This window comes from Shewanella algidipiscicola (assembly GCF_003605125.1).
Lineage (GTDB): Bacteria > Pseudomonadota > Gammaproteobacteria > Enterobacterales > Shewanellaceae > Shewanella > Shewanella algidipiscicola.
Window position 1 is genome coordinate 30,552 of the sequence record NZ_QPQT01000004.1, and the last position, 25,989, is coordinate 56,540.

General features: G+C 47.2%; 21 protein-coding genes, 1 pseudogene and 1 riboswitch. Of the genes and pseudogenes, 14 read left to right on the plus strand and 8 right to left on the minus strand.

Going from position 1 to position 25,989, the window contains the following annotated elements:
• Positions 1-322: 322 nt before the first annotated feature.
• From DVO77_RS05245 to DVO77_RS05255, 3 genes are all read right to left on the minus strand, one after another.
• Complete coding sequence (locus DVO77_RS05245) at positions 323-1,210, minus strand: phosphoribulokinase (RefSeq protein ID WP_110457205.1); 888 nt, start codon at positions 1,208-1,210, stop codon at positions 323-325.
• 83 nt (positions 1,211-1,293) lie between these two features.
• Positions 1,294-1,545 carry a YheU family protein gene (locus tag DVO77_RS05250; RefSeq protein WP_119977599.1) on the minus strand — a complete coding sequence of 84 codons (252 nt, stop codon included), beginning with the start codon at positions 1,543-1,545 and terminating at the stop codon, positions 1,294-1,296.
• A 3-nt stretch (positions 1,546-1,548) separates the two neighbouring features.
• The gene (locus DVO77_RS05255) at positions 1,549-2,523 is read right to left on the minus strand and encodes a hydrolase (protein WP_119977739.1); all 975 of its coding nucleotides are present in this window, start codon (positions 2,521-2,523) and stop codon (positions 1,549-1,551) included.
• Positions 2,524-2,645: 122 nt separating this feature from the next.
• Here DVO77_RS05255 and DVO77_RS05260 point away from each other — a divergent pair, with 122 nt between their 5' ends.
• Both DVO77_RS05260 and DVO77_RS05265 read left to right on the plus strand, forming a co-directional pair.
• Positions 2,646-3,152: a TAT leader-containing periplasmic protein gene (locus DVO77_RS05260; protein WP_119977600.1), complete on the plus strand. Its 507-nt coding sequence runs from the start codon at positions 2,646-2,648 to the stop codon at positions 3,150-3,152.
• A 106-nt stretch (positions 3,153-3,258) separates the two neighbouring features.
• Positions 3,259-4,851 (plus strand): GMC family oxidoreductase, encoded by a 1,593-nt coding sequence (locus DVO77_RS05265; RefSeq protein WP_119977601.1) that lies wholly within the window; start codon positions 3,259-3,261, stop codon positions 4,849-4,851.
• Positions 4,852-4,883: 32 nt separating this feature from the next.
• On the opposite strand, the gene DVO77_RS05270 is transcribed toward DVO77_RS05265, so the two are convergent.
• Positions 4,884-5,327: a TIGR02444 family protein gene (locus DVO77_RS05270; protein WP_119977602.1), complete on the minus strand. Its 444-nt coding sequence runs from the start codon at positions 5,325-5,327 to the stop codon at positions 4,884-4,886.
• Between the two features lie 248 nt (positions 5,328-5,575).
• Entirely contained in the window at positions 5,576-7,489 is a 1,914-nt protein-coding gene (locus DVO77_RS05275; protein WP_119977603.1) for an ABC transporter ATP-binding protein, read from the minus strand.
• A gap of 175 nt (positions 7,490-7,664) precedes the next feature.
• Between DVO77_RS05275 and DVO77_RS05280 the strand changes: the two genes are divergently transcribed.
• Entirely contained in the window at positions 7,665-7,865 is a 201-nt protein-coding gene (locus tag DVO77_RS05280) for a YheV family putative zinc ribbon protein (protein ID WP_110457518.1), read from the plus strand.
• A gap of 54 nt (positions 7,866-7,919) precedes the next feature.
• Here DVO77_RS05280 and DVO77_RS05285 read toward each other — a convergent pair whose 3' ends face one another.
• A complete protein-coding gene (locus DVO77_RS05285; RefSeq protein ID WP_119977604.1) occupies positions 7,920-8,231 on the minus strand; it encodes a hypothetical protein in 312 nt (103 codons plus the stop codon).
• Between the two features lie 513 nt (positions 8,232-8,744).
• Here DVO77_RS05285 and DVO77_RS05290 point away from each other — a divergent pair.
• The 6 genes and pseudogenes from DVO77_RS05290 to DVO77_RS05310 all read left to right on the plus strand — a co-directional run.
• On the plus strand, positions 8,745-10,181 hold the full coding sequence (locus tag DVO77_RS05290) for an MFS transporter (RefSeq protein ID WP_249038109.1): 1,437 nt from the start codon (positions 8,745-8,747) through the stop codon (positions 10,179-10,181).
• A gap of 303 nt (positions 10,182-10,484) precedes the next feature.
• A complete protein-coding gene (gene dbpA, locus DVO77_RS05295; protein ID WP_119977605.1) occupies positions 10,485-11,888 on the plus strand; it encodes an ATP-dependent RNA helicase DbpA in 1,404 nt (467 codons plus the stop codon).
• A gap of 253 nt (positions 11,889-12,141) precedes the next feature.
• The gene (locus DVO77_RS19000) at positions 12,142-12,300 is read left to right on the plus strand and encodes a hypothetical protein (RefSeq protein WP_162924149.1); all 159 of its coding nucleotides are present in this window, start codon (positions 12,142-12,144) and stop codon (positions 12,298-12,300) included.
• Between the two features lie 1,183 nt (positions 12,301-13,483).
• On the plus strand, positions 13,484-13,924 hold the full coding sequence (locus DVO77_RS05300; protein WP_119977606.1) for a hypothetical protein: 441 nt from the start codon (positions 13,484-13,486) through the stop codon (positions 13,922-13,924).
• Between the two features lie 465 nt (positions 13,925-14,389).
• The gene (locus tag DVO77_RS05305) at positions 14,390-16,090 is read left to right on the plus strand and encodes a hypothetical protein (RefSeq protein ID WP_119977607.1); all 1,701 of its coding nucleotides are present in this window, start codon (positions 14,390-14,392) and stop codon (positions 16,088-16,090) included.
• Positions 16,091-16,520: 430 nt separating this feature from the next.
• Positions 16,521-16,766: pseudogene (locus DVO77_RS05310) on the plus strand (transposase); the annotation flags it as partial.
• 121 nt (positions 16,767-16,887) lie between these two features.
• Here DVO77_RS05310 and DVO77_RS05315 read toward each other — a convergent pair.
• Positions 16,888-17,877 (minus strand): class 1 fructose-bisphosphatase, encoded by a 990-nt coding sequence (locus DVO77_RS05315; protein WP_119977608.1) that lies wholly within the window; start codon positions 17,875-17,877, stop codon positions 16,888-16,890.
• Between the two features lie 215 nt (positions 17,878-18,092).
• On the opposite strand from DVO77_RS05315, the gene DVO77_RS05320 reads away from it, so the two are divergent.
• Positions 18,093-20,351, plus strand: a complete 2,259-nt coding sequence (locus tag DVO77_RS05320) for a S9 family peptidase (RefSeq protein ID WP_119977609.1) — start codon at positions 18,093-18,095, stop codon at positions 20,349-20,351.
• A 224-nt stretch (positions 20,352-20,575) separates the two neighbouring features.
• Complete coding sequence (locus DVO77_RS05325; protein ID WP_259650883.1) at positions 20,576-21,022, plus strand: lysophospholipase; 447 nt, start codon at positions 20,576-20,578, stop codon at positions 21,020-21,022.
• A gap of 311 nt (positions 21,023-21,333) precedes the next feature.
• Here DVO77_RS05325 and arcA read toward each other — a convergent pair whose 3' ends face one another.
• The gene (gene arcA, locus DVO77_RS05330; protein WP_110457217.1) at positions 21,334-22,053 is read right to left on the minus strand and encodes a two-component system response regulator ArcA; all 720 of its coding nucleotides are present in this window, start codon (positions 22,051-22,053) and stop codon (positions 21,334-21,336) included.
• Between the two features lie 573 nt (positions 22,054-22,626).
• Here arcA and DVO77_RS05335 point away from each other — a divergent pair.
• From DVO77_RS05335 to DVO77_RS05345, 3 genes are all read left to right on the plus strand, one after another.
• Positions 22,627-23,058 carry a DUF3293 domain-containing protein gene (locus tag DVO77_RS05335; RefSeq protein WP_110457218.1) on the plus strand — a complete coding sequence of 144 codons (432 nt, stop codon included), beginning with the start codon at positions 22,627-22,629 and terminating at the stop codon, positions 23,056-23,058.
• 119 nt (positions 23,059-23,177) lie between these two features.
• A riboswitch (Lysine riboswitch) is annotated at positions 23,178-23,354 on the plus strand.
• Positions 23,355-23,485: 131 nt separating this feature from the next.
• Complete coding sequence (gene lysC / locus DVO77_RS05340) at positions 23,486-24,844, plus strand: lysine-sensitive aspartokinase 3 (RefSeq protein WP_119977610.1); 1,359 nt, start codon at positions 23,486-23,488, stop codon at positions 24,842-24,844.
• Entirely contained in the window at positions 24,841-25,947 is a 1,107-nt protein-coding gene (locus DVO77_RS05345; protein ID WP_119977611.1) for a succinylglutamate desuccinylase/aspartoacylase family protein, read from the plus strand. The genes lysC and DVO77_RS05345 overlap by 4 nt, the downstream gene beginning before the upstream one ends.
• Positions 25,948-25,989 lie beyond the last annotated feature (42 nt).

A 25,989-nucleotide genomic window follows, 5' to 3' on the forward strand; every position in this document is an offset into this window, starting at 1 on the left:
CAAGCTTCTCTGTATTCGGTTATCAAGTTAGGGATCGGCCTTACTTACGGGCGCCCAAGTGTGATTTTTTAGTCTGAATCACCAGTATTAGAGTTCGGGATAACTGTATCGGATGCTAAGACGAGGCTCAAGCTAATGCTAAGGCGGGGGATTTAAGCCGGAGTTTGGCGAGGGAAGTGGTGCGCTAGCATACTCAAGGAAGCAAACAGATCAAGATGGGGGAATTCACTCCCAAGAGTATACTAACTATCAGTCTTTCGCCTGAAATCCCGACGTGTGAGATTCTACGTGGGCTGACTTAAATGAAGCTTAACCTAAGCCGTTATTCAGTATCTAAATCGAGCAGCTGTTGTCTCTTTTCTTGTAGATCGCGGATAAGCGGATTCAATATCAGTTCCATCGCGAGCGACATTTTACCGCCAGGCACTACCAAGGTATTGATGCGAGACATAAATGAGCCATCGATCATCTTAAGGTAATAGGGAAAGTCGACGTTTTTGATCCCGCGAAAGCGGATCACCACAAAACTTTCATCTAAGCTGGGGATGGTTTTGGCGCTAAAAGGGTTAGAGGTGTCGACGGTAGGCACGCGCTGAAAGTTAATATGAGTGCGTGAGAACTGGGGCGTCATATGGTTAATATAATCGTCCATGCTACGCACAATTGACCCCATCACTTTCTCGCGGCTATGACCACGCTCAGAGGTGTCGCGAATGATCTTCTGGATCCATTCTAAATTAACAATGGGTACCATACCAATAAGGAGATCCACATGCTGTGCTACGTTGCACTCATCGGTGACCACCCCACCATGTAAGCCCTCGTAATAGAGCATATCGGTATTGTTGGGCAGCGGTCGCCATTGGGTAAAAGTGCCGGGCATCTGATTAAAAGGCACAGCCTCATCAAAAGTGTGAAGGTAGGAGCGTGTCTCACCTTGGCCCGTTGCGCCATAATCTCGAAAACACTGCTCGAGTCTCTCGAAGTCATTGGCTTCCGGGCCAAAATAGCTGATATTTTTGCTGTCGTTTTGCGATTGGCGGATCTTCAGTTCCATCTCGGGACGGGTATAGTGATGAAAGCTGTCTCCCTCGATCACCGCCGCGTTGATCCCCAGTTGGCGAAAGATATGGCTGAACGCAGTCGTGGTAGTGGTGGTGCCGGCTCCAGAGGAGCCCGTCACGGCAATTATCGGGTGTTTTGCTGACATTTATTTACCTAAAAACGCTGAAGTAGTCACGGCCTGCTAAGCAGGAGTGAAGCAATAGTTATACGGTACAGACCCTGTGCAGGTCAATCTTCTGTTGATGTTGCTAAGGTATTGTCTTTGTGACGAATCGCAATAGATTCATCCTCTTCGCTGTACTCTACAACCAACTCATTGCGCGATAATGCCTGTTGGCATTGTCGTATTGCTGTGGACATCGCCGCATCATCGAGGGCGGCAAAACTGCCATCTTCCATCTGAGTGAATAAAAACTCTTTGATCAAGTTATTTAATGTGTCACTGGGCAGTTGCAGTAACGCTGAGTAAGGCACCAGCATGGTTTATTGTCCTATGTCGAACAGAAAATGGGTAATACGTTTTTCTAAATAATATTGCGGTTTTAGTGGTGTACCGCCGTCGATAAATCCCACGTGGCCGCCATTATGATGCAGCTCATACTGCACCGCGCTCGCCAGTTCATTGGCATTGGGGATCACCTCATCAGTCATAAAGGGATCGTCTTTAGCGTGGATCACCAGTGTCGGTTTGGTGATTTTACTCAGATAGGCTAGGCCGCTGGCGCGTTGATAATAATCGGCTACACCAGTAAAACCGTGTAAGGGGGCGGTGACCCGATCGTCAAACAGATGGAAGGTCGTTAACTGCGCAATATCGGCATGGGACACTGGCATCTGGCCTTGCAAGGAGGGCATATCGAGTTTTTCACGCACTTTTTGCTGCAACTGTTTGATAAGGTAAGTTTGATACACTTTCGAAAAGCCGCTTTTCAGCCTAGTGGCACAAGCCGCCAGTTGCAGTGGTGCCGAGATCACTATGGCTCGGTCCACCAAGCTGTTATCGGCTTGCTCGCCCAAATACTTTGCCAATACGTTACCACCTAAGCTATAGCCGACAGCCAATAAGGGGCTGGTGGGAGCGCGCCGTTTAAGCATGCTAAGGGTGGCCTGTAAATCTTGGGTGTCGCCGCTGTGGTAACTGCGGGCCAAGCGATTACTCACTCCAGAACAACTGCGGTGATGGTGCACTACGGCGCATACCTGCATACTGGCCAAGCGGTTAAGTAGGCGCCTGACATAATGAGAGTCGGCGCTGCCTTCTAAGCCATGCACCAAGACCACAATGGCTTGATTGGCCTTGGGTTCACCTAAAAAATCAACATCGATAAAGTCGCCATCATCGAGTTCGAGGCGATGGCGTGTTAGCGCGGGGCCGCTTACTTTTGTCAGCACCGGTAATATCGTCTGGATATGCGGGTTTTTAGCCCACCAAGGGGGTGAAAAATGTGGTTGCGTCATCATTGGCTGTTGCTGAATGTTAAAACGTGTGTTTAATTATTGTAAGTATCGGCTAGTGTATCACACAAATCCATGCTGAAATTACGTCATGGGGGGTGATGATTGAATATAAGGAATGGTATATGAAAAGACGGACTTTTTTGGCTACCGCGCTTGTCGGCACTGGAGCATTGGCTTTAGGTGTCACGCTTTATCGTCCGCCTTATGTGCGAGTTAACAAGGCGCTCGACCGTCATCACCGGCTGTTATTCAGTTTACTGCTACCTGTGGTGTTAGATGGTGCGCTGCCGCAAACCGAGTCGCTGCGAATTGCCGCGCAAAATCGTACCTTAGATGCCATTAGCGACACCATGGTATTACTTCCCTTAGATGCGCAAGCCGAGCTAGAGCAGTTACTGAACCTATTGGAGTCGCGGCTTGGCATGTTGCTGCTCACCGGGAGCATGACACCACTGCTACTGCGTAGCCCAGCGCAACTGATTGCCATGTTAGAAAACTGGCGAAACAGTTATTTAGATATGATGGTCATCGCATACCAAGGTTTAAGGGAGTTGATCATGGCCAGTTACTACGCCTGCCCAGAGCATTGGCCGCGGCTGCATTACCAAAAGCCCGCTCTGTTTGGCTAAACCATTAGGCTCACTCATGTGGCTAACGATACCGGTTCGCTGCGTAATGATAGCCACCATATCCCCCCTTAAACAAGGGTTACAGCATTAACACGGAGGCCATACCTTGGCGATACCAGACCCCATAGTAGAAGGCCTAGCAAGCGGATGGCATCACATAGATGGCAGTCATCTTGACGCGCCCACCACGTTAGAAGCCGATGTCGTGATTGTAGGCAGCGGCGCAGGTGGGGGTGTGGCGGCGGAGATCCTTACTCAAGCCGGTTTATCGGTGATCATCATCGAGGCGGGGCCGCTCAAGTCCTCAGAGAGTTTTAATATGGAAGAGCGCCGCGCCTATCCCAACTTGTACCAACAAGCGGCCTCGATGAAAACCAAAGATAAGGCGATAGGCATTTTTCAGGGACGCGCCGTAGGTGGCTCAACCACCATCAACTGGACCACATCGATTCGTACCCCCGACGAGGCGCTGCGCTTTTGGGGGGCGGAAAAGTCGGTGAGCGGCCTGACAAGTGATATCCTCGCGCCTTGGTTTGAGCGGATGGAGCGGCGACTCAATATCACTGAATGGTCTATTGAGCCTAATAACAATAACCTGGCGCTTAAGCGCGGCTGTGAAGCCCTAGGCTGGCAGCACACAGTGATCAAACGTAACGTGGCGGGCTGCTGGAATACCGGTTATTGCGGCATGGGCTGCCCAGTAAATGCCAAGCAGTCAATGTTAGTGACCACTATTCCGGCGGCGCTATCCCAAGGGGCGACGTTAGTCAGTCGAGTGAAAGTGACTAAAATTGAGCACCACAAGCAGCAAGTGTTTGCCTTAAAAGCGCAGGTGCTGAATGACAGCCTCATGCCGACAGGGGTCGAAGTGCTGTTTAAGGCCAAGCATTATATTTTAAGCGCTGGTGCCATACACACCCCAACCTTGATGTTGCGCTCAAAACTGCCCGATCCTTATCAACTCATCGGCAAACGCACCTTTTTACATCCCACCTTACTCAGTGGCGCAGTGTTTAATGATGCGATTAATGGCCACAGCGGCGCGCCGCAATCTATCTATTCTGATCAATTTGTGTGGCCAAATGGTGCCTCTGGCGAGCTCGGCTATAAGCTTGAGGTGCCGCCGATCCACCCGGTGTTAATTGCTTCTAAAACCTTAGGATATGGCCAGAGTCATGCGCAGTTAATGGCCCAGTTTAATCAACTGCAGGTGACCATAGCGCTGGTGCGCGATGGTTACCATAATGACAGTCAGGGAGGCCAAGTGCAGTTAACCGATAATGGATTTAATCTCGATTATCCGCTTAACGACGTGTTTTGGGGCGCGGCGCGGCGCGCCTTTGCCAGTATGGCTGAGCTGCAATTTGCGGCGGGCGCCAAGCAAGTGCTGCCTATGAGTGAGGGGGTGGGACCGCTATCGAGCTGGGCCGAGGCGAAACAAGCGATTGCCGAGATGACCTTAGCACCACTAAAAACCATCGTGGCGTCGGCGCATGTGATGGGCGGTTGTCCCATGGGTGAAGATCCGGCAATGGCGATGGTCAATAGTCAGGGGCAATCGCACTATTTCGATAACTTGTCGGTGATGGATGGCTCAATCTTTCCCACCAGTTTGGGGGCCAACCCACAACTGTCGATCTATGCGATCACAGCTAAAAATGCCACCGCGTTAGCCCAGCGATTAACCTCTGCACAATAACACCCTCTATTTCAGTGTCACAACGCGATGAACTAACGGTTTGAGATGAGCATCGAGTAAGCGCTTATCTCCACCTCGAACAGGCTCAAATAGCGCATTAGATTGTCGGTATGGGAGGATAATTGCAGTAAGCTTGGGCTGCGCAAAATCAATCTTTGTACCTTGCGCTCTAACATCAGTTCCACCGTCAACATCTGCTGATACTCATCGGGGGCGAGGTGCCCTTTACTGAGTTTTCGCAGGCGGCGAAAGGGTTGCAGCAAGTTGAGCTCAAAGCTTGCTATCTGTGTGATGAGGTGTTGCCAGCCTTGAGTAGGCATAAGATAGTCATGGTTGTCGAGCCAAGTTGCCAACAGTGCTAAGTTAACATTTACCCCGTGTTCATCCTGTAGTTTGAGATATTCAGCCTGATGCTGGGCATAGAGTAAGTCGCAGTCTTGCCAAAGTGACAGGGGGAGTTGGGTTAAACACGCCATGGTGACAGATCCTTGTGCTACTAATTGATTACGATTAACCGCTGTTATCAGTGAGTGTGATTCATCCAAAATTTGGTTAAGTATTTGTGCGCGCTAGCGAAAGCCTTGAGCGTTCATATTAGCCTTTCGCGCCAACATCCGCTATGAGCGTTGACATTAACTTTCGCTGTAATCTGCCCTTGAGGCGAATAAACCGCCTCAAGGGAGTTGGGTGGTTGTGCTAGGTGACTATGATGCGGTGATTGTAGCTAGGTGATTTGCGCGGTGACGCTTTGCTCCATCGCTTCAATCTGTTCTTGCAGTTCTAGCCACTCCATTTCGCTCTCTTCTAATGCTTGGGTCAACTCGGTTCGCTCGCTAAGTACCGCCGTCAGTTTGGCCTTGTTATCGGCGTCATACAGGCTGGTGTCGGCCAGCATATTTTCTAGCTCGCTGAGACGCTCGCTGCACTCTTGCTGCTGTTTTTCCAGCTTAGCTTGTACTTTCTTGAGCGGCGACAGTTTTTGTCTTAATTCCGCTTCGAGGCGCTTTTGCAGTTTTTTATCTTGTGCGGGCGAGGCGTCGCTCACGCCATCGCTATGATTATCACTCTTGGCCGCATCGAGCAACCATTGGTGATAATCATCAAGATCACCATCGAAACTACGCACTTCACCTTGATCCACCAAGTAGTAGTCGCTGCAACTGAGGCGCAATAAGTGCCTATCGTGAGAGACGATAATCATCGCCCCTTCGAAAGATTGCAGTGCCATGGTGAGCGCATGACGCATCTCAAGATCTAAGTGGTTGGTGGGCTCATCGAGCAGCAGCAGGTTAGGGCGTTGCCAGACCAAGAGCGCTAACACCAAGCGGGCTTTTTCGCCACCCGAAAAAGGCCGCACTGGCGATAATGCCATGTCGCCGTTAAAACCGTATCCGCCCAGAAAATCACGCAGCTCCTGCTCACGATGGTTGGGCGCAAGGCGCATTAAATGTTGCAGTGGTGAGTCATCTAGGCGCAAAAATTCCAGTTGATGCTGGGCAAAGTAACCTATGTTAAGTCCGGGGTTGGTTTCATAGATGCCGCTTAGCGGTTGCAGTTGCCCCGACAGTAATTTAATCAGGGTAGATTTACCCGCGCCATTACGCCCGAGCAGGCCGATACGCGCACCTGGCACCAAGTTAAGGTGAACATGGTTTAAAATCACCTTATCGCCATAGCCTACAGAGACTTGCTCCATTTTGACCAGTGGATTGGGCAGGGCGTCGGGCGCTTTAAACTCCATATAAAATGGACTATCGGCTTTAGACGGCAGTAGCTCGGTCATGCGTTCGAGCGCCTTTAAGCGGCTCTGGGCCTGCTTAGCCTTACTGGCCTTATAGCGAAAACGGTCAACAAACGACTGCATGTGCGAACGCTCTTTTTGTTGGCGCTCATACGCCACCTGTTGCTGCGCCATCCGCTCGGCGCGAATGCGTTCAAAGGCGCTGTAGTTGCCTTTGTAATAGTTGAGTTTGTGGTGTTCGACATGGACAATTTCATCCACAATGGCGTCGATAAAGTCCCTGTCGTGGCTGATCAGAATCAAGGTGCCTTGGTAGGACTTAATCCACCCCTCAAGCCAATACATGGTGTCTAAGTCTAAGTGGTTGGTGGGCTCATCGAGCAGCAACAGATCCGAGCGACACAGTAACGCTTGGGCCAAGTTGAGTCGCATGCGCCAACCACCCGAGAAACTTTTAACCGGATTTTGCTGATCGGCTTCGGCAAAGCCAAGGCCTGCCAATAAGCTGGCGGCGCGCGATTGAATGGTATAGCCGCCGATGGCATCGAGTTTGCCGTGCAGCAAGGCAATGGCATTACCGTCGTTATCTTGCTGGGCTTGATGCAGTGCCTGCTCTAATTGTCGATATTCTTTATCGCCGTCAATCACATATTCTAATGCGCTGACATCTAACGCGGGTGTCTCCTGCGCCACCGAGGCAATTTGCCAGCCACTAGGAAGGCTAAACTCGCCTTTATCTAAGCTTAAATGACCGAGGATCAGCGCTAACAAGGATGACTTACCCGTGCCATTAGCGCCCACTAAGCCGACTTTATGGCCGGGATAGATAGTCAGTGACGCTTCGTCCAATAGGGTTTTTGAACCACGAATAAGTTGTGCTTGAGTAATGGTGATCATTAAGGTCGACTTGATACTGCATGGAGATAATTGGCTGAGGATAATAGCGTAAAATTGCCTATTTTAGCCACCGTTTAGCAATAACAATTTCTAACTAATGGAAGTCTTTTTGATTGGCTTATGGCAAAATGCCGTCATTGAATTGCTAATTTACAGACTACAGGTTAATTGCAACGTGAGTAAAGTCAGAGTAAAGAAACGTTTTGTTGCCGGCGCTAAGTGCCCCAAGTGTAAAGCGGTAGACAGTATCGTGCTGTTTAAAGAGCAAGGAGTTGAAACGGTAGAGTGCATCGAGTGTGATTACCGTGAGCAACAAGCCGAAGCCGAGGTTGCCGCTAAGGCGACAGGTGCGGTTATTGGGGTGTTTAAGCCTTAAATTACTTAAGGCCTAAAACAGCTAGGTGCTAGCACCTAGCACTGAGCCTGATGGTTAATCTTTAAAGCCTTCATATAAAAACAGATGACGCGTCTGGTTAAAGCGTGCTTCATCGCTGTTGATAAAGTCGATAGCCAGTTGCGCCTGCTCTTGGCGACACTTATCGAGCTTAGCTATCTCATATTCGTTCATCACTATGTTCATCGCCTCGACCGTCCATTCGCACTCACCTAGGCCTATGGTGACTTCGTCGGGATCATAGTGAGTCACCATCCAGTCTTGTAGCTGCTCAGTTGAGATCTGCTGATTTTTCCATTGTTCAAGTTGTTCGATAAGTTGGCTTTTGCTGATATTGGCTTGTGTCATTGGGTTGGTAATTACTGGCTGAAAAATCTTGCCGCTTAGGATACCGATTTATAACGGGCGATGCGATGCTAAATGGTAGCTTGCCGATAACTTAGGCTTAATTGACTAAGCCTCAATTAACTAAGCCTTAATTGACTAACTAAGCCTTAATTGACTTGGCCTCAAGCTGCACATCTTGGTGATGTGCTTGTTATCGCTAGCGTAAGCCCTATCGCTTATCCCAGCTTGTGTCGTCATTGCCTTAAAGCCATTGCCATTTAGCCAATGTTACTTCGCCAATACGACTTCGCTCCGCCACTGCTTTTTAACTATTGCAGATTAATCACGGCTTATTAATCACAGTGACTCAGTAGCGTCACTGAGCCAAGGGGGTTAAACCCATAAACCAAGGGGGGAGCCTGTGGTGTGTATCGCAACCTTGATAAAATGGCGGGGTAATTTAGGTCACAAGTGTTGCCTTGTTGTACGCTGCGGGGTAATTTGTTGTGTTTTTTTATTTTTGGATCACATCAAATGAATAATAAAGTTACATCCAAAGCCACCGAGCCGGCAGAGTCGACTCACTCTAAGACGGCTTTTCCGCGTATGTTTTGGGTCGCCAATGGCGTCGAACTGCTCGAACGCGCGGCCTATTACGGCGTATTTGTCGTTATCACCTTGTATTTGTCTCGTATCTTGGGCTTTAGCGACGTAGAAGCGGCGTGGTTAGCTGGCTCCTTCTCGGCAGGTCTCTACTTTTTGCCCACTTTTAGCGGTGCCTTAGCCGATAAGATAGGCTTTAGGGGGGCCTTGCTGCTGGCCTTTGGTCTATTGACCATAGGTTATGCGTCATTAGCGATTTTCCCCATGCTGATAGAAACTCAAGGACTGGTGGACTATGGCAAGGAAACCGTTTATCACGGGCTGCGCGAAGCCGATATTCGCTGGGCGATTATCCCTATTTTAATCGTCATCATGATTGGTGGCTCTTTTATCAAGGCGGTGATCACTGGCACTGTTGCGCTATCGACCACCACAGAAACCCGCGCTAAGGGCTTTTCTATCTTTTATATGATGGTTAACATTGGCGCCTTTTCCGGTAAAACTGTGGTTAAACCGCTGCGCGAGTCGATGGGCGATCTGGGGTTAATTAACCTCAACTATTTTGCCGCCAGCATGACGCTACTGGCGTTTATCAGTATTTTGCTGTTCTTTAAGAGTACCGATAACAATCGCTCGGGTAAGAGCCTGGGGCAAATTTGGCAAGCATTAACGAAAGTGCTGTCTAATGGCCGTTTGATTTCGCTGACCATTATCATTTCTGGTTTTTGGATGGTGCAACATCAGCTGTATGCCACCATGCCCAAATATGTGCTGCGCATGGCGGGCGAAGGGTCTTCTCCTTCTTGGTACGCTAACGTTAATCCGCTGGTGGTGTTTCTGTGTGTGAGCCTAGTGACTACGCTAATGGCAAAACGCAGCGCACTTTCTTCGATGACCATAGGCATGTTTATTATGCCTGTTTCGGCACTATTAATGGCCTCGGGCAATATGTTTGCCGGGACTGACACTATTTTAGGCATGCATCCTATTGCGGCGATGATGATCATCGGCATTGTGTTCCAAGGCTTAGCTGAGTGCTTTATTTCGCCGCGTTTCTTGGAATACTTTTCACTGCAAGCACCTAAGGGCGAAGAGGGGCTGTACTTAGGTTTCTCACATCTACACTCGTTTATTAGCTCATTACTGGGCTTTGGTTTGTCAGGCTATTTACTCGAGGCCTACTGCCCCGATCCGCGCACTTTTAGTGACCATGCTGCTTGGGTTGAAGCATCATCCCATGCCCACTATATCTGGTACGTGTTTGCCGGTATCGCCAGCGTGTCAGCAGTCTCATTAATTATCTATGGCGCTGTGATTAAACGCATGGATGCTAAAGTGACTGCAGAGGCCGAGCTGGCCACCGCTTAAATCGCGACTCTTGTAGCTGCACTTTAACCATTATCTTAACAGCTGTTATCTCAAGCCCCTGCACCGCGTAGACAAACACTCACGCGGCGCCGGGGGCTTTTTAGCGATAAACCTTTTTAAGCACACTTGCCTAACGCACTTTGACTAAAAGATTGCTATAATCGCCGCCAATACAGGGCAGAGCTTAGCGCATTCGGTAATATGAGGGTGTTGGGTTTGCCTATCGACATGCTTTAAATTCGATTAGCTGTGCACGCGCGATTAATACTCGGCCAAGCCCAGCTGTCCGACTAGGAAAATACCGTGAGTCAAGCCGACAATAACACCGCAACTGCTTTTAACAGCCTGGCGTTAAAACCTGAACTGCTCGAGACCCTAACCACCATAGGTTTTGAGTCTATGACCCCCATTCAAGCCAAAAGCTTGCCAGCCATCTTAAACGGCGAAGATGTGATTGGCCAAGGCAAAACAGGCTCGGGTAAAACCGCCGCCTTTGGCTTAGGATTACTCAATAAATTGGATGTGAAACGTTTTCGCATTCAAGCGTTAGTGATGTGCCCAACCCGCGAGCTGGCCGACCAAGTGGCGGCCGATCTGCGTACGCTGGCCCGTGGCATCCACAATATTAAAATTTTAACCTTGTGTGGCGGCGTGCCTATGGGGCCACAAATTGGCTCGCTTGAACATGGTGCCCATATCATTGTGGGTACGCCGGGTCGTATTATCGATCATCTCGATCGCGGTCGTTTAGATCTTGAAAACGTTAACATGTTAGTGCTGGATGAAGCCGATCGCATGTTAGAAATGGGGTTTCAAAAAGAGCTCGACGCCATCATGCTCGCCGTGCCGCGTGAGCGCCAAACCTTGCTGTTTAGCGCCACTTTCCCTGAGCAAATTCAAACCATTAGCGAGCAGTTTTTGGTCAACCCTGTGATGATCAAGGTTGAAGGCAAGCACGACGGTGACACCATTGACCAGCATTTTTATGAGTGCGGTAACAATAATGATCGCATGAAAGCCCTGCGCCTGTTGCTACTGCATCACAAGCCAGAAAGTGCCGTGGTGTTTTGTAATACCAAACGCGAAACCAAAGATGTGGCCGCGAAATTGGCTAACGATGGTTTTAGCGTTGTGGCGCTGCACGGCGACTTAGAGCAGCGTGATCGCGACCAGATGTTACTGCGATTTGCCAACAAGAGTGCCAGCGTGATGGTGGCTACCGATGTGGCCGCACGCGGGCTCGATATCGATGCGCTCGATATGGTGGTTAACTACCATGTTGCTTACGACACCGAAGTGCACATTCACCGAATTGGCCGTACTGGTCGCGCGGGCAGCAAAGGGGCAGCGCATACTTTCTTTAACCATGAAGACGGTTACAAAATGGCACTACTTGAAGATGAAATTGGCCGTGACATCGTGGGCGAAGCCTTGCCAAGCGAAAGCCTGCTCGACACTTACCCACCCCAGCCACGCATGGTCACCATTCAAATTGATGGCGGTAAGAAAAACAAAATTCGTCCAGGCGATATTTTAGGTTGCCTCACAGGTGACAACGGCATCGAAGGCTCAGAAGTGGGCAAGATTAAGATCACCGAGTTTCGCTCATACGTTGCTGTCGATCGCAAAGTGCTCAATAAAGCCCTTAACAAGATAACCAAGGGTAAGCTTAAAGGTAAGAGCTATCGCGCCTGGGAACTGCGCTAACTCTTTAGCTAGTGATTGGGCTTAATTAGCTATCAGGCTATGTTGAAAAGGAGCTAACTAACGTTAGCTCCTTTTTTGTTTGTTGTGTATTGGTGTTTTTGTTGTTTAGTGTTTGGCCGAATTGGTGTTGGTTAAGTGGGTTTGAAGGCGTACTTTTATGGCAACCTATCACCTGCGGTGAGTTTATGTGCAGATACTTCTGCGACACTGTGAGTGAAGCGTAGCTTTATGCTTACGAACGAGAGAGGTATGGATGCCGAAAAATGTTGGGAATATTTTTGGCCATGATTTCGAAGGCCAAAATCGCGCTTACACTTATATCTATCGCCTCTTCGATTGGACTTCATTTGATACGACTAGTGAGTTAAAGGCTAAGAAGCTTTTGCCCCAAAGTGTGCTGGCCTTGGAATGAAGGTTTGGCATTTTTGGGATTAGCTATAGTAGCGTTCGGCTACATCTTATTTGTTAAGTGTGTTTGAAGGCCGAACCTTCATGGTTGTTAATTGCCTGCCGCAGGCTTTATGTGCAAACACTTCTGCGACACGCCGCAAGCACATCCTTGTGGGCTCTACGCCAGCATCCCTGCTGGCAAAGGCCGCAGCCGCGTTTACACTTGGGTTCGAACGTTTCTTCGATTTAGCTTCACTTGGTGTGAGCCGCTAGTTCAAAAGCTAACAAACGTTCGCCCCAAAGTTTGGAGGTCTTGAAATGAAGAACAATGACATTTTCTTGAGTAGCGGCTGGCTGTATTTTTATTAATTGAAAGTGTTTGAAGGTCGAACCTTCAATGTGAGTTAATTGCTTGCAGCAGGCTTATGTGCAAGCGCTCTTTTGGCTCGCCGCAAGCACGTCCGTGTGGGCTCTGCGAAATCATCCATGATTTCGAAGGCCAAAACCGCGCTTACACCTATCTCTAACGCCTCTTCGATTTAGCCGTATTTGGTGTGAACTCAGAATTAAAAGCTAACGTACTTTTGCCCCTTTGTGAGTTACAGGCGATAAGCAGTGCAGAACAGTGACGAGACTATTGACCTACTATTACTAATCTATAAGTGACAATTACTTATTACTTTCGATTCAACACCAATGCCAATGCTCACTTTGCAGATTTTTATGCTCGTTTATCCAGCGTTGTTCTGATAGAGTGCTTATAAATCAATAGCTTTCATTTAGTAAATTTTAAATAATAGGTTTATTAAATGTGCATGCGCGTTTTGCCAAATATATGCGCATGCGCACTAATAAAATGTTCTTGACCTGCGGTAGACGATTTTTAGCAAACAAGAAGTGATATTTAAGTCTAGCCGAAGGCATAGATAGAGCCAAACGCGATGGAAGAAACGCCTCATTTATGATAGCTTGAAGGCCCTTGCTAAGGCTCGTAAAGCGAAGCTTTCAAAGAGACCTGCAAGAGTCTTCAAGTAAAGCAGCGATGCTTCCCTCACGCCGCAGGGGGCTCACATCAGCCCCAAGGGCATGGAATATGAACTCACGGATTGAGTAGCGATAACCTCCTCTCTCCGAAAGTAAAGAACAAGCCGTTACACGAGACCTTCGGCTCGTGAACTAGATCGTTATGTTGCTAAGGAAGGTTAGTGTCTAAATCTATAAAACAAAAAGAAGCTTTAGCTAATTCTAGAAACAAAGAGTTAGATGCTGTTCGAAAATTAGATCCTCAGTTTAGTTGCCAAGGAGATGTTGGAACTTTTATAGGTTTGTATTTACAGTCGGAAGTTTTCGCAAAAAAGTTACAGCGATATTATCGAACGGACACCAACAAAAATAGCAAAGATGAGCTAAACATTACAGCTCTTAAAGCCGCTTTAGATCATTTCAAGCTCGATTTTAGTGACGCAGATTTACCCAAACTATTTAAAGGCGGGCCGGGCAAACAAAATGAAAAATCAGCTAGGCAGTTGCGTAACGGTTACTTGCACTCGCTGTCTAGTAATGACAAAAAAGAAATTCAGAAAAAAGCCTCTAAATTTAATTCTGAGCTACGTAAGTTTTTAAGCATTAGAGTTCCCGTAACATAACAAGGCCGTCAAGAAAGGACGCAAAAAAGCTTGGCTTGCGCTCATTCTTCGCTAATTATAGCCAAGCATTTTCCGCCTCTTACGGCGGCGTTCTTGACCTGCGGTAGACGATTTTTAGCAAAAAAGAAGTGATATTTAAGTCTAGCCGAAGGCATAGATAGAGCCAAACGCGATGGAAGAAACGCCTCATTTATGATAGCTTGAAGGCACTTGCTAAGGCTCGTAAAGCGAAGCTTTCAAAGAGACCTGCAATTGACTTCAAGTAAAGAAGCGATGCTTCCCTCACGCCGCAGGGGGCATCAATTAAGCCCCAAGGTCATGGAATAAGAGCTCACGGATTGAGTAGCGATAACCTCCTCTCTCCGAAAGTAAAGAACAACCCGTTACACGAGACCTTCGTCTCGTGAACCACGATCGTTATGTGCTCAAGTGAATCAGGTTTATTGATAAATAAGATAAGAGATTATGGAAGAACTATTCAAGTCTAGACCTTTTAAAACCCGCAATGCTGACGAATTTAATTTGTCCAGCATTCTAAATTTGTATGTGAATCCAATCATTGGACTAAATACTCCTTTTGACTATGAAAATACAATCGTCAAAGGAAGAATGGGCTCTGGTAAAACGATGTATCTTAGAGCTAATTATGCCTTCTATCTTTATGGCATCGTCCCAAGTTTACTCGACCCTGAGTCAGAAGTTATTTTGCCCGTATTTATCCGGCTTAGTGACTTCCAGCACCTGCAAGAACCTTCTGAAATATATCGAGCTATTATTATCAAGATAATAGAAGAGTTAACCTCTATATATCTTCATCTTGAAGATCAAAAAAGACTTGCTGAGATTCATCAGGGGTTTCAATACCTAACAGACGATATGTATTCTGCTCACAGGCTTTCAGCGAGCATGAAGCAATTAGCTAAGTTGGGAAGTGAGGAGTATGTAGAACGTGTAAGCAACGAATTAGGAATAAAAGGCGGTGTTAAATCTAAATTTATTGAGCTTTCTTCAGAGTGGAAAGGGACTGAATTCACGGAAATTAAGAAAAAACCTAACCCGGGTATCAAGGATATAGAAGAGTGTTATAAAAACCTGCTTGAAGGTCAAACTGGCAAAATAATCCTTTTAATTGATGAAGCGGGGTCACTTGATCGGAAGTTTTTTCAAAATGATGAAGGGTCTGCATTTTTTGAAATTCTCATGAATCAGTTTCGAACTTCCTCATTTATGAGAACAAAGATTGCTGTATATCCTAATTCGTATTCAGATATGCTCACAGAAACAAGGTATGGGGATGCTGTTCGACTTGAGGAAACTATACATACGGAGAGGGGCTACCTCCGGTATAGAAGGAAAATTGAAACTCTAATTAATAATTATCTAAATCCTGAATCACATGATGATGTGGAATATAAAGCCACTGATATTTTTTCATTAAATGACAGCCAATACGGAGACTGCCTTGAGCAGCTTCTTTATGCTTCGCAAGGTAACATGCGTAGATTAATACAACTTCTCGACTCGTCGCTAAATGTTACTTTTAGGGAGTCTCCAGACAATCTAATGGTTACAAAAGAGTTTGTTTTTGAAGCGCTTAAAGAGCATGGCGAAGATATTGAATCTCTTTTTAATGCGCAAGAAAAAGAATTTCTTGAGAACATAATAAGCGTTTGTAAAACACGAGGCGCTTATAAATTCAAATTTCCAAATATGTCGCCAGTTCTATACAAGTACACCAGTAAATCAAGAGAGTACAACCTGATCAATATAGAAGAGTTGGGAACAGGGCGGAGGGGAACGGTTTATTCTTTTGATTACGCATATTGTATTCTGCGTGACCTGCCTACCCATTATATTAAAGGTACAGAAAAGCAAAACAAAGAAAGAAGCCTTGAGAATGGAACTTGGATTAGTAGGGTTGCACAAATAAGTGAAGAACTAATAGAACAGGCTGCACTACCTGGGAAAATCGAAGGTGAGATTTCCTTTGTTCACGAAGACGCTGGCTTTATACAGTGTGATGCTGGTAATCGCTATTTCTTCACTGATTTGAGTGTTATTGATTCGGATAAGCATAAAACGAAGGTTATTGGGAAAAGAGTAAGATTCTATCCAGCTACCTTTAATGATAGCAGGACAGCGAGCAGCGTTGAAATACTCACATAACAAGGTGCTTCTGTCGGATAAATTTTCCGCTGCGCACCAAATTTACCGCAGAGCACGGCGTTAGCCATAGAAATATTAATCTTAAATTCACATAGTAGACCAAAAGTCCTAACTCAAAAATGTCCAAAAACAATTTAACTTTTGATTGTCCGAGTGACACTAGTAAGGTCAAATCGAAGAGATTAAGAACTCGGGTGTAGGTGCGGCTGAGGCCTTCGATTTCAGGGATGAAATCGCAGAGCGCCCAAGGATGGGTTTACAGCGGTGCCGAGGAAGCACCTGCACGAAAGGCCTGCGGCAAGCAATTCAAAATGATGAAGGTTAACGCTACTATCGTTAACTAAATGAAATAAATAGACGCCCATAGTTAATGTGCATCAGAAACGACCTTCTACTAAGCTTTGAAGAAGCATTAGACAAGGAGGTTGTTATGCGACGCCCTCGCCGTACCCAAATTAGTCTTGAAGACATACCCTATTATCATTGTTGTAGCCGTGTAGTGAGGCGCGCCTTTTTATGTGGTGATGATGCCTATTCGGGGAAAAATTATGATCATTGCCGCAGTTGGATAGAATCGCTGGTGTTTGAGCTTGCAGCGGCCTTTGCCATGGATGTAGCAGCATTTGCCGTAATGTCGAATCACCTTCATGTGGTGCTACAGATTGATATCGAGACTGATTAATAATGGCTGGCACATATTTGCAGCAAGTCATCGTTACATCAAAAGGTCATGGTTAGAAGCAATAAAAAAGTCGCCCTTGGCGACTTTTTTGTTGCGAGTGCTGCTAGCTGATTGGCTACAGGCTAGGCTCTTGACTGTAATCGACGCCATGATATTCGAGGCAGGCATCGACCTCGTTAGCCGAGCCTAAAATCACTGCGACGCGCTGGTGAATGTCGCTGGGCTCAATATCCATGATGTTTTCATAGCCGGTTGAGGCTTTACCGCCTGCCTGTTCGACCAAAAACGACATGGGGTTGGCTTCATACATCAAGCGCAGTTTATAAGGTTTGTCTGGGTTTTTATTGTCAGTTGGGTAGGTAAAGAGTCCGCCGCGACACAATACGCGGTGCACATCGCCCACCATGGCGGCAATCCAGCGCATGTTGAATGACTTTTCACGCGGGCCAATTTTCCCTAGCAGTAGATCGCTAATATAGGTCTGCATTGGCGCTTCCCAGAAGCGTTGGTTTGACATATTGATGGCAAACTCGCCAGTATCTTTGCTAATGGCCATGGCATCATTGGTGAGTAAGTATTCGTTGGTATCTGGGTTGAGGGTAAATAGCTGCACCCCTTTACCTGTGGTTAAGGCCAGCATGGTCGATGGGCCATACAATACATAACCCGCGGCCACTTGATGGCGACCACTTTGTAAAAAACTCTGCTGACTCAGTTCACCTTTTGGCGCGGGTAGCACCGAAAAAATGGTGCCCACCAGTGAGTTAATATCGATATTCGATGAGCCATCTAGTGGGTCGAAACACACTAAAAAATCGCCACTTTGGCCGACCTCAACAATATGGTCTTCCTCTTCTGATGCTAAGCCGCGTACCGTGCTATCGGCTTTTAGCGCGTCTTTAAGCATGTCATTGGTGATCACATCGAGCTTCTTTTGGGTTTCGCCTTGGACGTTTTCTTGCTCGGTGGCACCGAGTACACCGGCCAGTGCGCCATGACGCACTGCATGGCTTATCGCTTTAGAGGTGTCGGCTAGGGTCAGAATGAGTTGAGACAAAGGAGCTTCAATCCCTTGTGAACTGAGGTGTTGCGCCAGAGTTTGCATGTTATTTCCTATGACATAGCGAGCTAGGCTCACATTTGAGGTCAGCATGTTTTTATAGGGTTTAATTCTGGCGGCTATTCTACCGTAGATGAATCGTTTTTTCAGCGGCTAATTACGCCGGGGGCTAAGTGGCTGCGTTTTTATTTTGCGCAACTTTGAGGCACAATGCGTCATAGCTTAGTTAATCAAACTCGTTTTATATCCAGGACATAATAATGAAAAAAAAATGGATTAGTTCTGCGCTAATGGTGGTGCCTATGCTTTTATCTCACTGTGTATCTGCGGCGCAAGCCGAGCTTAATCAACCCCAAGGAGGTAAGGCAGCGTTAACTGTCGAGCGCTTGTATGCCTCGCCGGCATTAGCTGGCAGCAGTCCGCGGGGGTTAACCTTGTCTCCCGATGGTCAACGGGTGACTTACCTTGCAGGGCGGGTCGACGACCAATACTTATATGACCTATGGCAGATGGATGTGGCCACCGGCGAGCAAGATATCTTGCTCAATGCCGATCGCCTTAAAAGTGGCGAGCTGTCGGACGAAGAGAAGGCCCGTCGCGAGCGTCAACGCATTTATGGTCAAGGGATCATGGAGTATTTCTGGGCCGATGACAGCCAAGCCATATTGATCCCAGCGTCTGGAGCCTTGTATTACTATTCGCTTGTCGATGCCAAAGTGGAAGTGTTGCCAACCGGTGAGGGCTTTATTACCGACGCAAGATTGTCGCCTAAGGGGCATTTTGTATCGTTTGTGCGCGAGCAAAACTTGTATGTGCTTAACCTTGAGACTCGCCAATTAACTGCGTTAACCCAAGATGGTGGTGGCGCGATTAAAAATGCGATGGCCGAGTTTGTTGCGCAAGAAGAGATGGACCGCATGACTGGTTATTGGTGGGCACCCGATGAGTCGGCTATCGCCTTTACCCGTATCGACGAGTCGGCTGTCGAGTTGGTGACTCGCAACGAAATTTATGCCGATGGCATCAAGCTTACCGAGCAACGTTACCCTTATGCGGGCAAAAATAATGTCAGTATCGAACTGGGTGTGGTCAATATTGAAGATAACAACGTACGCTGGATTGATATCGGCCAAACCCCAGATAGCTACCTGCCTCGGGTTAAGTGGCTGCCAGATAGTCAGCATGTGTCATTTCAGTGGCAAAGCCGAGATCAACAGACCTTAGACCTACGCATTGCCGCTTTAAACGGCAGCGCGGCACCTACAACGGTTATCAAAGAGCGCAGTAAGGCTTGGGTTAATTTAAACAACGACCTGCATTTCTTGAAACAGCAGCCACAACTGGTTTGGGCCTCGGAACGTGATGGTTTTAATCATCTTTACCTATTTGATCTGCAAGGTAAGCTTATTAAGCAACTTACCAAAGGAGCTTGGGCGGTCGATGAGGTGGAATATGTCGATGAGCAGGCTGGCTGGGTCTATTTTACGGGCCGCAAAACCAGTGTCATCGAAAAGCACCTATACCGCGTGCCCTTAACTGGCGGCGAAATAGAGCAAATTAGCCGTCGAGCGGGTATGCATGGGCCGGTATTTGCCGACAATCAGCCTATTTACCTCGATTACTTTAATAGCCTAGCGCAGCCGCCACAGGTCAGCCTGCATGGTGCTAAAGGGGAGCGCTTGGCTTGGGTCGAGCAAAATAATGTCGATGAATCTCATCCCTTATATCCCTTCTTCGGTCAATGGCAATTACCGGAATTTGGTCAGATAAAAGCCCAAGATGGTCAAGCCTTGCAATATCGTCTCTTTAAACCCACAGGCTTTGATGCCACCCAGCAGTATCCGGTCGTAGTGCGTGTGTACGGTGGCCCTCACGCTCAGTTGGTAGTCAATAGCTGGAGTGAACAAGACTACTTTACCCAGTACCTGTTGCAACAAGGCTTTATCGTGTTTCAGCTCGATAATCGTGGCTCGGCCCATAGGGGCACTCAGTTTGAACATGTGATCTACAAGCAACTTGGGCAAGCGGAAGTTGACGATCAAAAGGCGGGCGTCGATTATTTGCGTAGCTTAAATTATGTCGATGGTGACAACATTGCGATTTATGGTCATAGCTACGGCGGTTATATGGCCTTAATGAGTCTATTTAAAGCCCCCACGCATTTCAAAGCTGCGATTGCGGGAGCGCCGGTAACTGACTGGGCCTTGTATGATACCCACTATACCGAGCGTTACTTGTCGCACCCAGGCAGCAATGCCAAAGGTTATGAAGCCAGCAGTGTACTGCCTTATGTGAAAGATTATCAGTCGGGATTGTTGATGTATCACGGCATGGCCGATGACAATGTGTTGTTTGAAAACAGCACGCGGGTTTATAAGGCGCTGCAAGATGAGGGCAAGCTGTTTCAGATGATCGACTACCCCGGGTCTAAGCATTCGATGCGCGGTGAGAAAGTGAGAACGCATCTATACCGCTCGCTGGCCGATTTCTTAGATAAACAACTGAAACAGAAAGGTTAACGATAGTTTCTAGGCGGCAAGCTGGAATTTTTAGCGCTGCGTTAGAACAACAAGCCCTGTGGTTTGATATAAGTCACAGGGCTATTTGGGGAAAGGAATCACTAATTCTTATTTACTGCAGATGCCCTTTTTAGCCAGTTTTAGCTTTTTAATTTCTTGTTTTCCTTTTTCTTCTATGAGCTCAAGCCCAGCGCCACCAACAAAGGCACCAAATAATTGGGCCTGTGTATTTATTGGGGCATTCACTTGGCGCCAATGTCGCTGCGCAAATTAGCGCAAGACGACAGAACATTACTGGACAAGTATTAATTGCGCCTATGCATGACTTTAGTACCGGGTTAAAGAATTACGTCGCACAGGAATATTCATGGTATTACCGAATATTGGGCGAACAGCAATTACGCCAGATCACAGATACCGTTTTGCAGCAACGCAATATAACTCTTCAAGATACGGCAATCGCCCCTTTATTGACCCGTTCAAATACACCCACTTTATTGATAGCATCAGAGCAAGATTCGATAGCTCCAGCAAGTTACTTTAGCCATTTACAATCGCCAAACCTGCAGTTACATTTTTCCCAGAGGAGGACACATGCTGGTCTAGTGATGTTTAATAACCAAGAATTACAGCAGCTACAGGACTGGTTGCAAACCGTAGTTACGGAGTAACTTGGTCTGCAATATGATGCTAATCGCAAATATTGGGACAGGGGCAACCGTACTCATAATCCCTGTTTTTCGTCTATAAATACTAAGTTAGACTTCGCTGATCTAGCCAAAAATGTGCTGCAGATATCGCAGGGCAGGCGATGGGTAACCATGAGGTTTTAGCTTCAAATCAGCATATCCAAAAGCCACTCGGCCGGATTGAAATGATATCGAGCTGGATTCGAAGTCTAGTCCACAGTGGCATAAGTGTTCCGGACACAAAAAAGCCAGTCTCACGACTGGCTTTTTCATTGAATAACATAAGCGTAAACTTATGCGTCTTCTAAATTACCACAGAAGCGGTAACCTTCACCGTGGATTGTCGCGATGATTTCTGGTGTATCTGGTAAGCTTTCAAAGTGCTTACGGATACGACGAATCGTGACGTCAACCGTACGGTCATGTGGCTTAAGCTCACGGCCGGTCATCTTCATCAGTAAGTCTGCACGAGTCAGGATCTTACCTGGGTTTTCAACGAAGTGAAGCATCGCACGAAATTCACTGCGTGGAAGCTTGTATGACTCGCCCTGTGGGCTAACCAATGAACGGCTGTTAATTTCTAAGCTCCAGCCGTTGAAACGGTAGTATTCTACCGCGCTCTTTTCTTCTGTTTCTACACCTGTGCTATTCACACGGGTCAACAAATTACGTGCACGAATTGTTAGCTCACGTGGGTTGAATGGCTTAGTGATGTAATCATCTGCACCAATTTCAAGGCCCAAGATCTTGTCAACTTCGTTATCACGGCCCGTTAGGAAGATTAGACCGATATTGTTTATTTCACGAAGTTCACGTGCCAACAAAAGACCATTCTTGCCTGGAAGATTAATATCCATAACGACGAGATTGATCTTGTTTTCTTGCATTGCTTTATGCATTTCTGCGCCGTCATTGGCTTCAGTTACCACATATCCTTCAGCCTCGAAAATACTTCTTAGCGTGTTCCGGGTAACGGCTTCATCTTCTACGATCAGAATGTGCGGATTTTGCATATTTATCTACCTAATATTTATTTACATCTGTGCTAACCATGAGCGCGGCGTGCGGTTGCGCCCTAACTTGTCGTGTTGAAAATTACCGAGTCACGTAGGTGCTTTCACTAAAACGACTGAAACCGCAACACACTTCATGATTAGTAAGGTATGCGTATCTCTTTGTTGAAAAAGATGCGCTAACTGTATCCACTACGATTAACAATAGTAGGAAATAGTTCCTTTAACTATTGAAATTTTCAAGTTTCAATATTAAAAGCGACAAAATCGCTCATATCTATAGGAAATTGACAACTTTTGATCACAGTGATTTAGACATGGCGTAACAAAAGTTGTTCATGCTTGACGAGTGGAAGTGAATCAACCGACGTATTGTACTCGTTTTAGTCATTTGTTAACAAATGAAATGTTAACAAATTTACGCTTAGATTTGATGTTTATCAATTTTTTATGGCTAATCTTTTGATTTTATGGTCATTAATTATAATTTAACAGAGATATAATCTGTTTGTTCTAGGCAGATGAGATGATTTAACTATAATTATCGCACGCTAATTTAGGAATGTTCGGCGAATGAGTACCATAGATGACCATTTTTGGCACAGTTATCAGCATACCCAATTTCTATTGACCCAAGGGTTTTCTCCCGCCTTATCTTTCGCCATCATCACCGCACACAACCCAAGGGGGCGAGTGTTGTCAGCGCCTCAAAATCGTCTGTTAGATAGTCAATTACAGCGACATATCATCGAACTTAAGCGTCCTTATCGTGCCATCATCGGTGCTTCTTATGACCGTCGTCATATGGAAAAAAGCTGGGCTGTCCCAATAGAGAAGCCATTAGCGGTGGCACTGGGCAGGCAGTTTAATCAAAATGCGATCTATTTTGTCGAAGGCGATCAGTTGCAATTGGTGCCTTGCTTACTTAATTACCCTGAGCTGACCATGGGCGCTTTTTCGGCGCGGGTTTGTCTGGTCAGTGAGTTACCCGAAATCCAATCTTAGCGCTGTTTTTAAATATGACGGTCACCTTGAAAGGATATTTACTCATATTGAATAAATATCGTTGACTTATTAGACAGATATTTGCTAATTTTCAACCATCTTGTGCGTCAATGCGCTTGAGATACAGAAGAGGAGCGTTAACTAGGTAGTAAGCATGAAGAGGCCAAACTCTGACGATTGCTTATGATGGAGATTAACGCCGAGATAGACAAGTGTTTGGTTTCGTTTGTTTATCGGTCGATATGGTTGAATCCTGTCGATTGTCACCTGTTTTTTGGTGGAGAGCTTCTGGTGGTGATCGCTATTTCCCGTCTTGGGGTGCGTAATCTTTGCACCAGGCTCTTCGAACGAAGTAAGTTCGGAGGTTTATCATGTTATCTATTCTTGTCGTGTCTTGTTACTGCTTCAATGTCGTTGAGGTGGGCTAATGTCGATTGTCGTAGCTAAATTCGGTGGTACATCCGTTGCTGACTACACAGCAATGAGTCGCTGTGCCGACATCATTATTGCCAATCCTAATACACGTATTGTAGTCGTGAGTGCCTCTAGCGGCGTCACCAATTTGCTGGTGGAGTTGACTCAAGCGCAGCTCGATGACGAGCGACGTCAACAGCTACTTAAGCAGATTGCCTCAATTCAATACCAAATCCTTGACCAACTCGGTCGTCCTGCAGAGGTTGCAGCCCAGCTCGATGGCGTGCTCAGCCGTATCGCTATGTTAAGTGAGTCCTTGAGTCGTGAACGCTGCAAAGCCACCATGGATGAGTTGTTAGCACAAGGAGAGCAATGTTCAGCGGCGCTGTTTGCTGCTGTGTTACGTGAAAAAGGTGAGGCGGCGTCAGCCTTTGATGTACGCCAAGTGATGCGCACCGACAGTCATTTTGGCCGTGCTGAGCCTCAAATTGAACAGGTTGCAGCCTTATGTGCGGCGCATTTAGCCCCGCTGCTGGCCGAGCAGCGTATTGTTACTCAAGGGTTTATTGGGGCCGATGCACAGGGCGCCACCACTACCTTAGGGCGTGGCGGTAGCGATTACTCGGCGGCATTATTGGCCGAGGCCCTTAAGGCATCGGCGGTCGAAATTTGGACCGATGTGGCTGGGATTTACACTACCGATCCACGCTTGGCCCCCAATGCACAGCCCATCGCCGAAATTAGCTTTAATGAAGCCGCTGAAATGGCGACTTTTGGCGCTAAGGTGCTGCATCCTGCGACCATTTTACCTGCGGTAAGGCAAAAAATTCAGGTGTTTGTGGGCTCGAGCAAAGAACCTGAACGTGGCGGTACTTGGATACGTCATCAAGTGAGTGATGAGCCTATTTACCGCGCCGTGGCCGTGCGCCGCGATCAAACCTTACTGAATCTACACAGTTTGCAGATGCTACATGCGCAAGGTTTCTTGGCTGAGACCTTTGCTACGCTAGCAAGGCACAAAATAAGTGTCGATTTGATCACGACCTCGGAAGTTAACGTGTCGTTGACCTTAGATAAAACCGGCTCTGATTCGGCTGGCAATAATTTGCTTAGTGAAGCGCTATTGCAAGAGTTGTCGCAGCATTGCCGGGTGCGTGTGGAAGATAATTTAGCCTTAGTGGCGATAGTGGGCAATAAAATTGCCTCTACACCTGGGGTATGCCGCCGAGTGTTTGAGGTGCTAGAGCCGCATAATGTGCGCATGATCTGCCAAGGAGCTAGCCCACATAACCTATGTGTGTTGGTTGCCGAAAGTGAGGCGGCGCAGGTGGTCCGCTCGTTACATGAAAATCTGTTCGAAGGTGCACGATGAAACCCACTCGTAGTACGTTGAAAATTGGCGAGTTGGCGACAGGGCAAGATCTCGAGTTGCCCATTTTTCAGTTTACGCCAGCCGTGATGCGTGGGCCGAGTGTCTATATTCAGGCGAATGTGCATGGCGCCGAGGTGCAGGGCAATGCGGTGATTTACCAGTTAATGCAGCAACTGGAAAACTGCGAGTTGCTTGGCAGTGTCACCTTGGTGCCACTCGCCAACCCTTTGGGGATTAACCAAAAAAGTGGTGAGTTTACCCTTGGGCGTTTTGACCCGATAACCGGGGTGAATTGGAATCGCGAATACTTAAATCATCATATCGATGTGGCCGCTTGGTATCGACAGCATGCCGAGTTAGACGATAACGCCTTGGTGGCGGCTTATCGCGCCATGTTGCTTGATAGCTGTCAGCAGCGTCTGCAGCATGAGTGGGGCGTGACGACGGGGCATCGCCAAGCGGTCACTCTGCAGCATTTAGGGCATCAAGCGGATATCGTGTTGGATCTGCACACCGGGCCCAAGGCCTGCAAACATCTGTATTGTCCAGAATATGATAGTGAGGCCGCGAGGTTATTTTCGATAGCCCACACGCTATTTATGCCTAATGAGTTTGGTGGGGCGATGGATGAATCGATATTTTATCCTTGGTGGCAATTGTGTCAGTACCTAGCAGCGCAGGGGCGAGAATTAGCGCTACCTGTGTCTGCGTTTACCTTGGAGCTGGGCTCGCAAGAGCATATCGATCTCGCCGATGCACGCCTAGATGCCGATGGGATCATGGCGTATTTGAGTCATCGCGGTGTGGTTGCCGACCCCATTTTGCCCGCTAAGATGGCGCGGTATGGCTGTTATCTTCGTGACTATAAAAAATACCACTCCCCCATGGGGGGCATGGTGGAGTATACCGCTAAGTTAGGCGAGCCATTAGCCGCTGGTTCGCCTTTAGCGACTATTTTGCGGGTGGATCAGTATGGCTGTGGGTCTACATTAACCCCTTTATGCTTATCGCAAGCGTGCGTGCCGATTTTGCATTTTGCTTCTGCCTCGGTTTATCAAGGTACCGAGCTGTATAAAGTAATGACCCATGTATTTGAGCTCTAATGCACCGATATTCAAGCTATAAACCTGAGTTGTAAAGCGTCA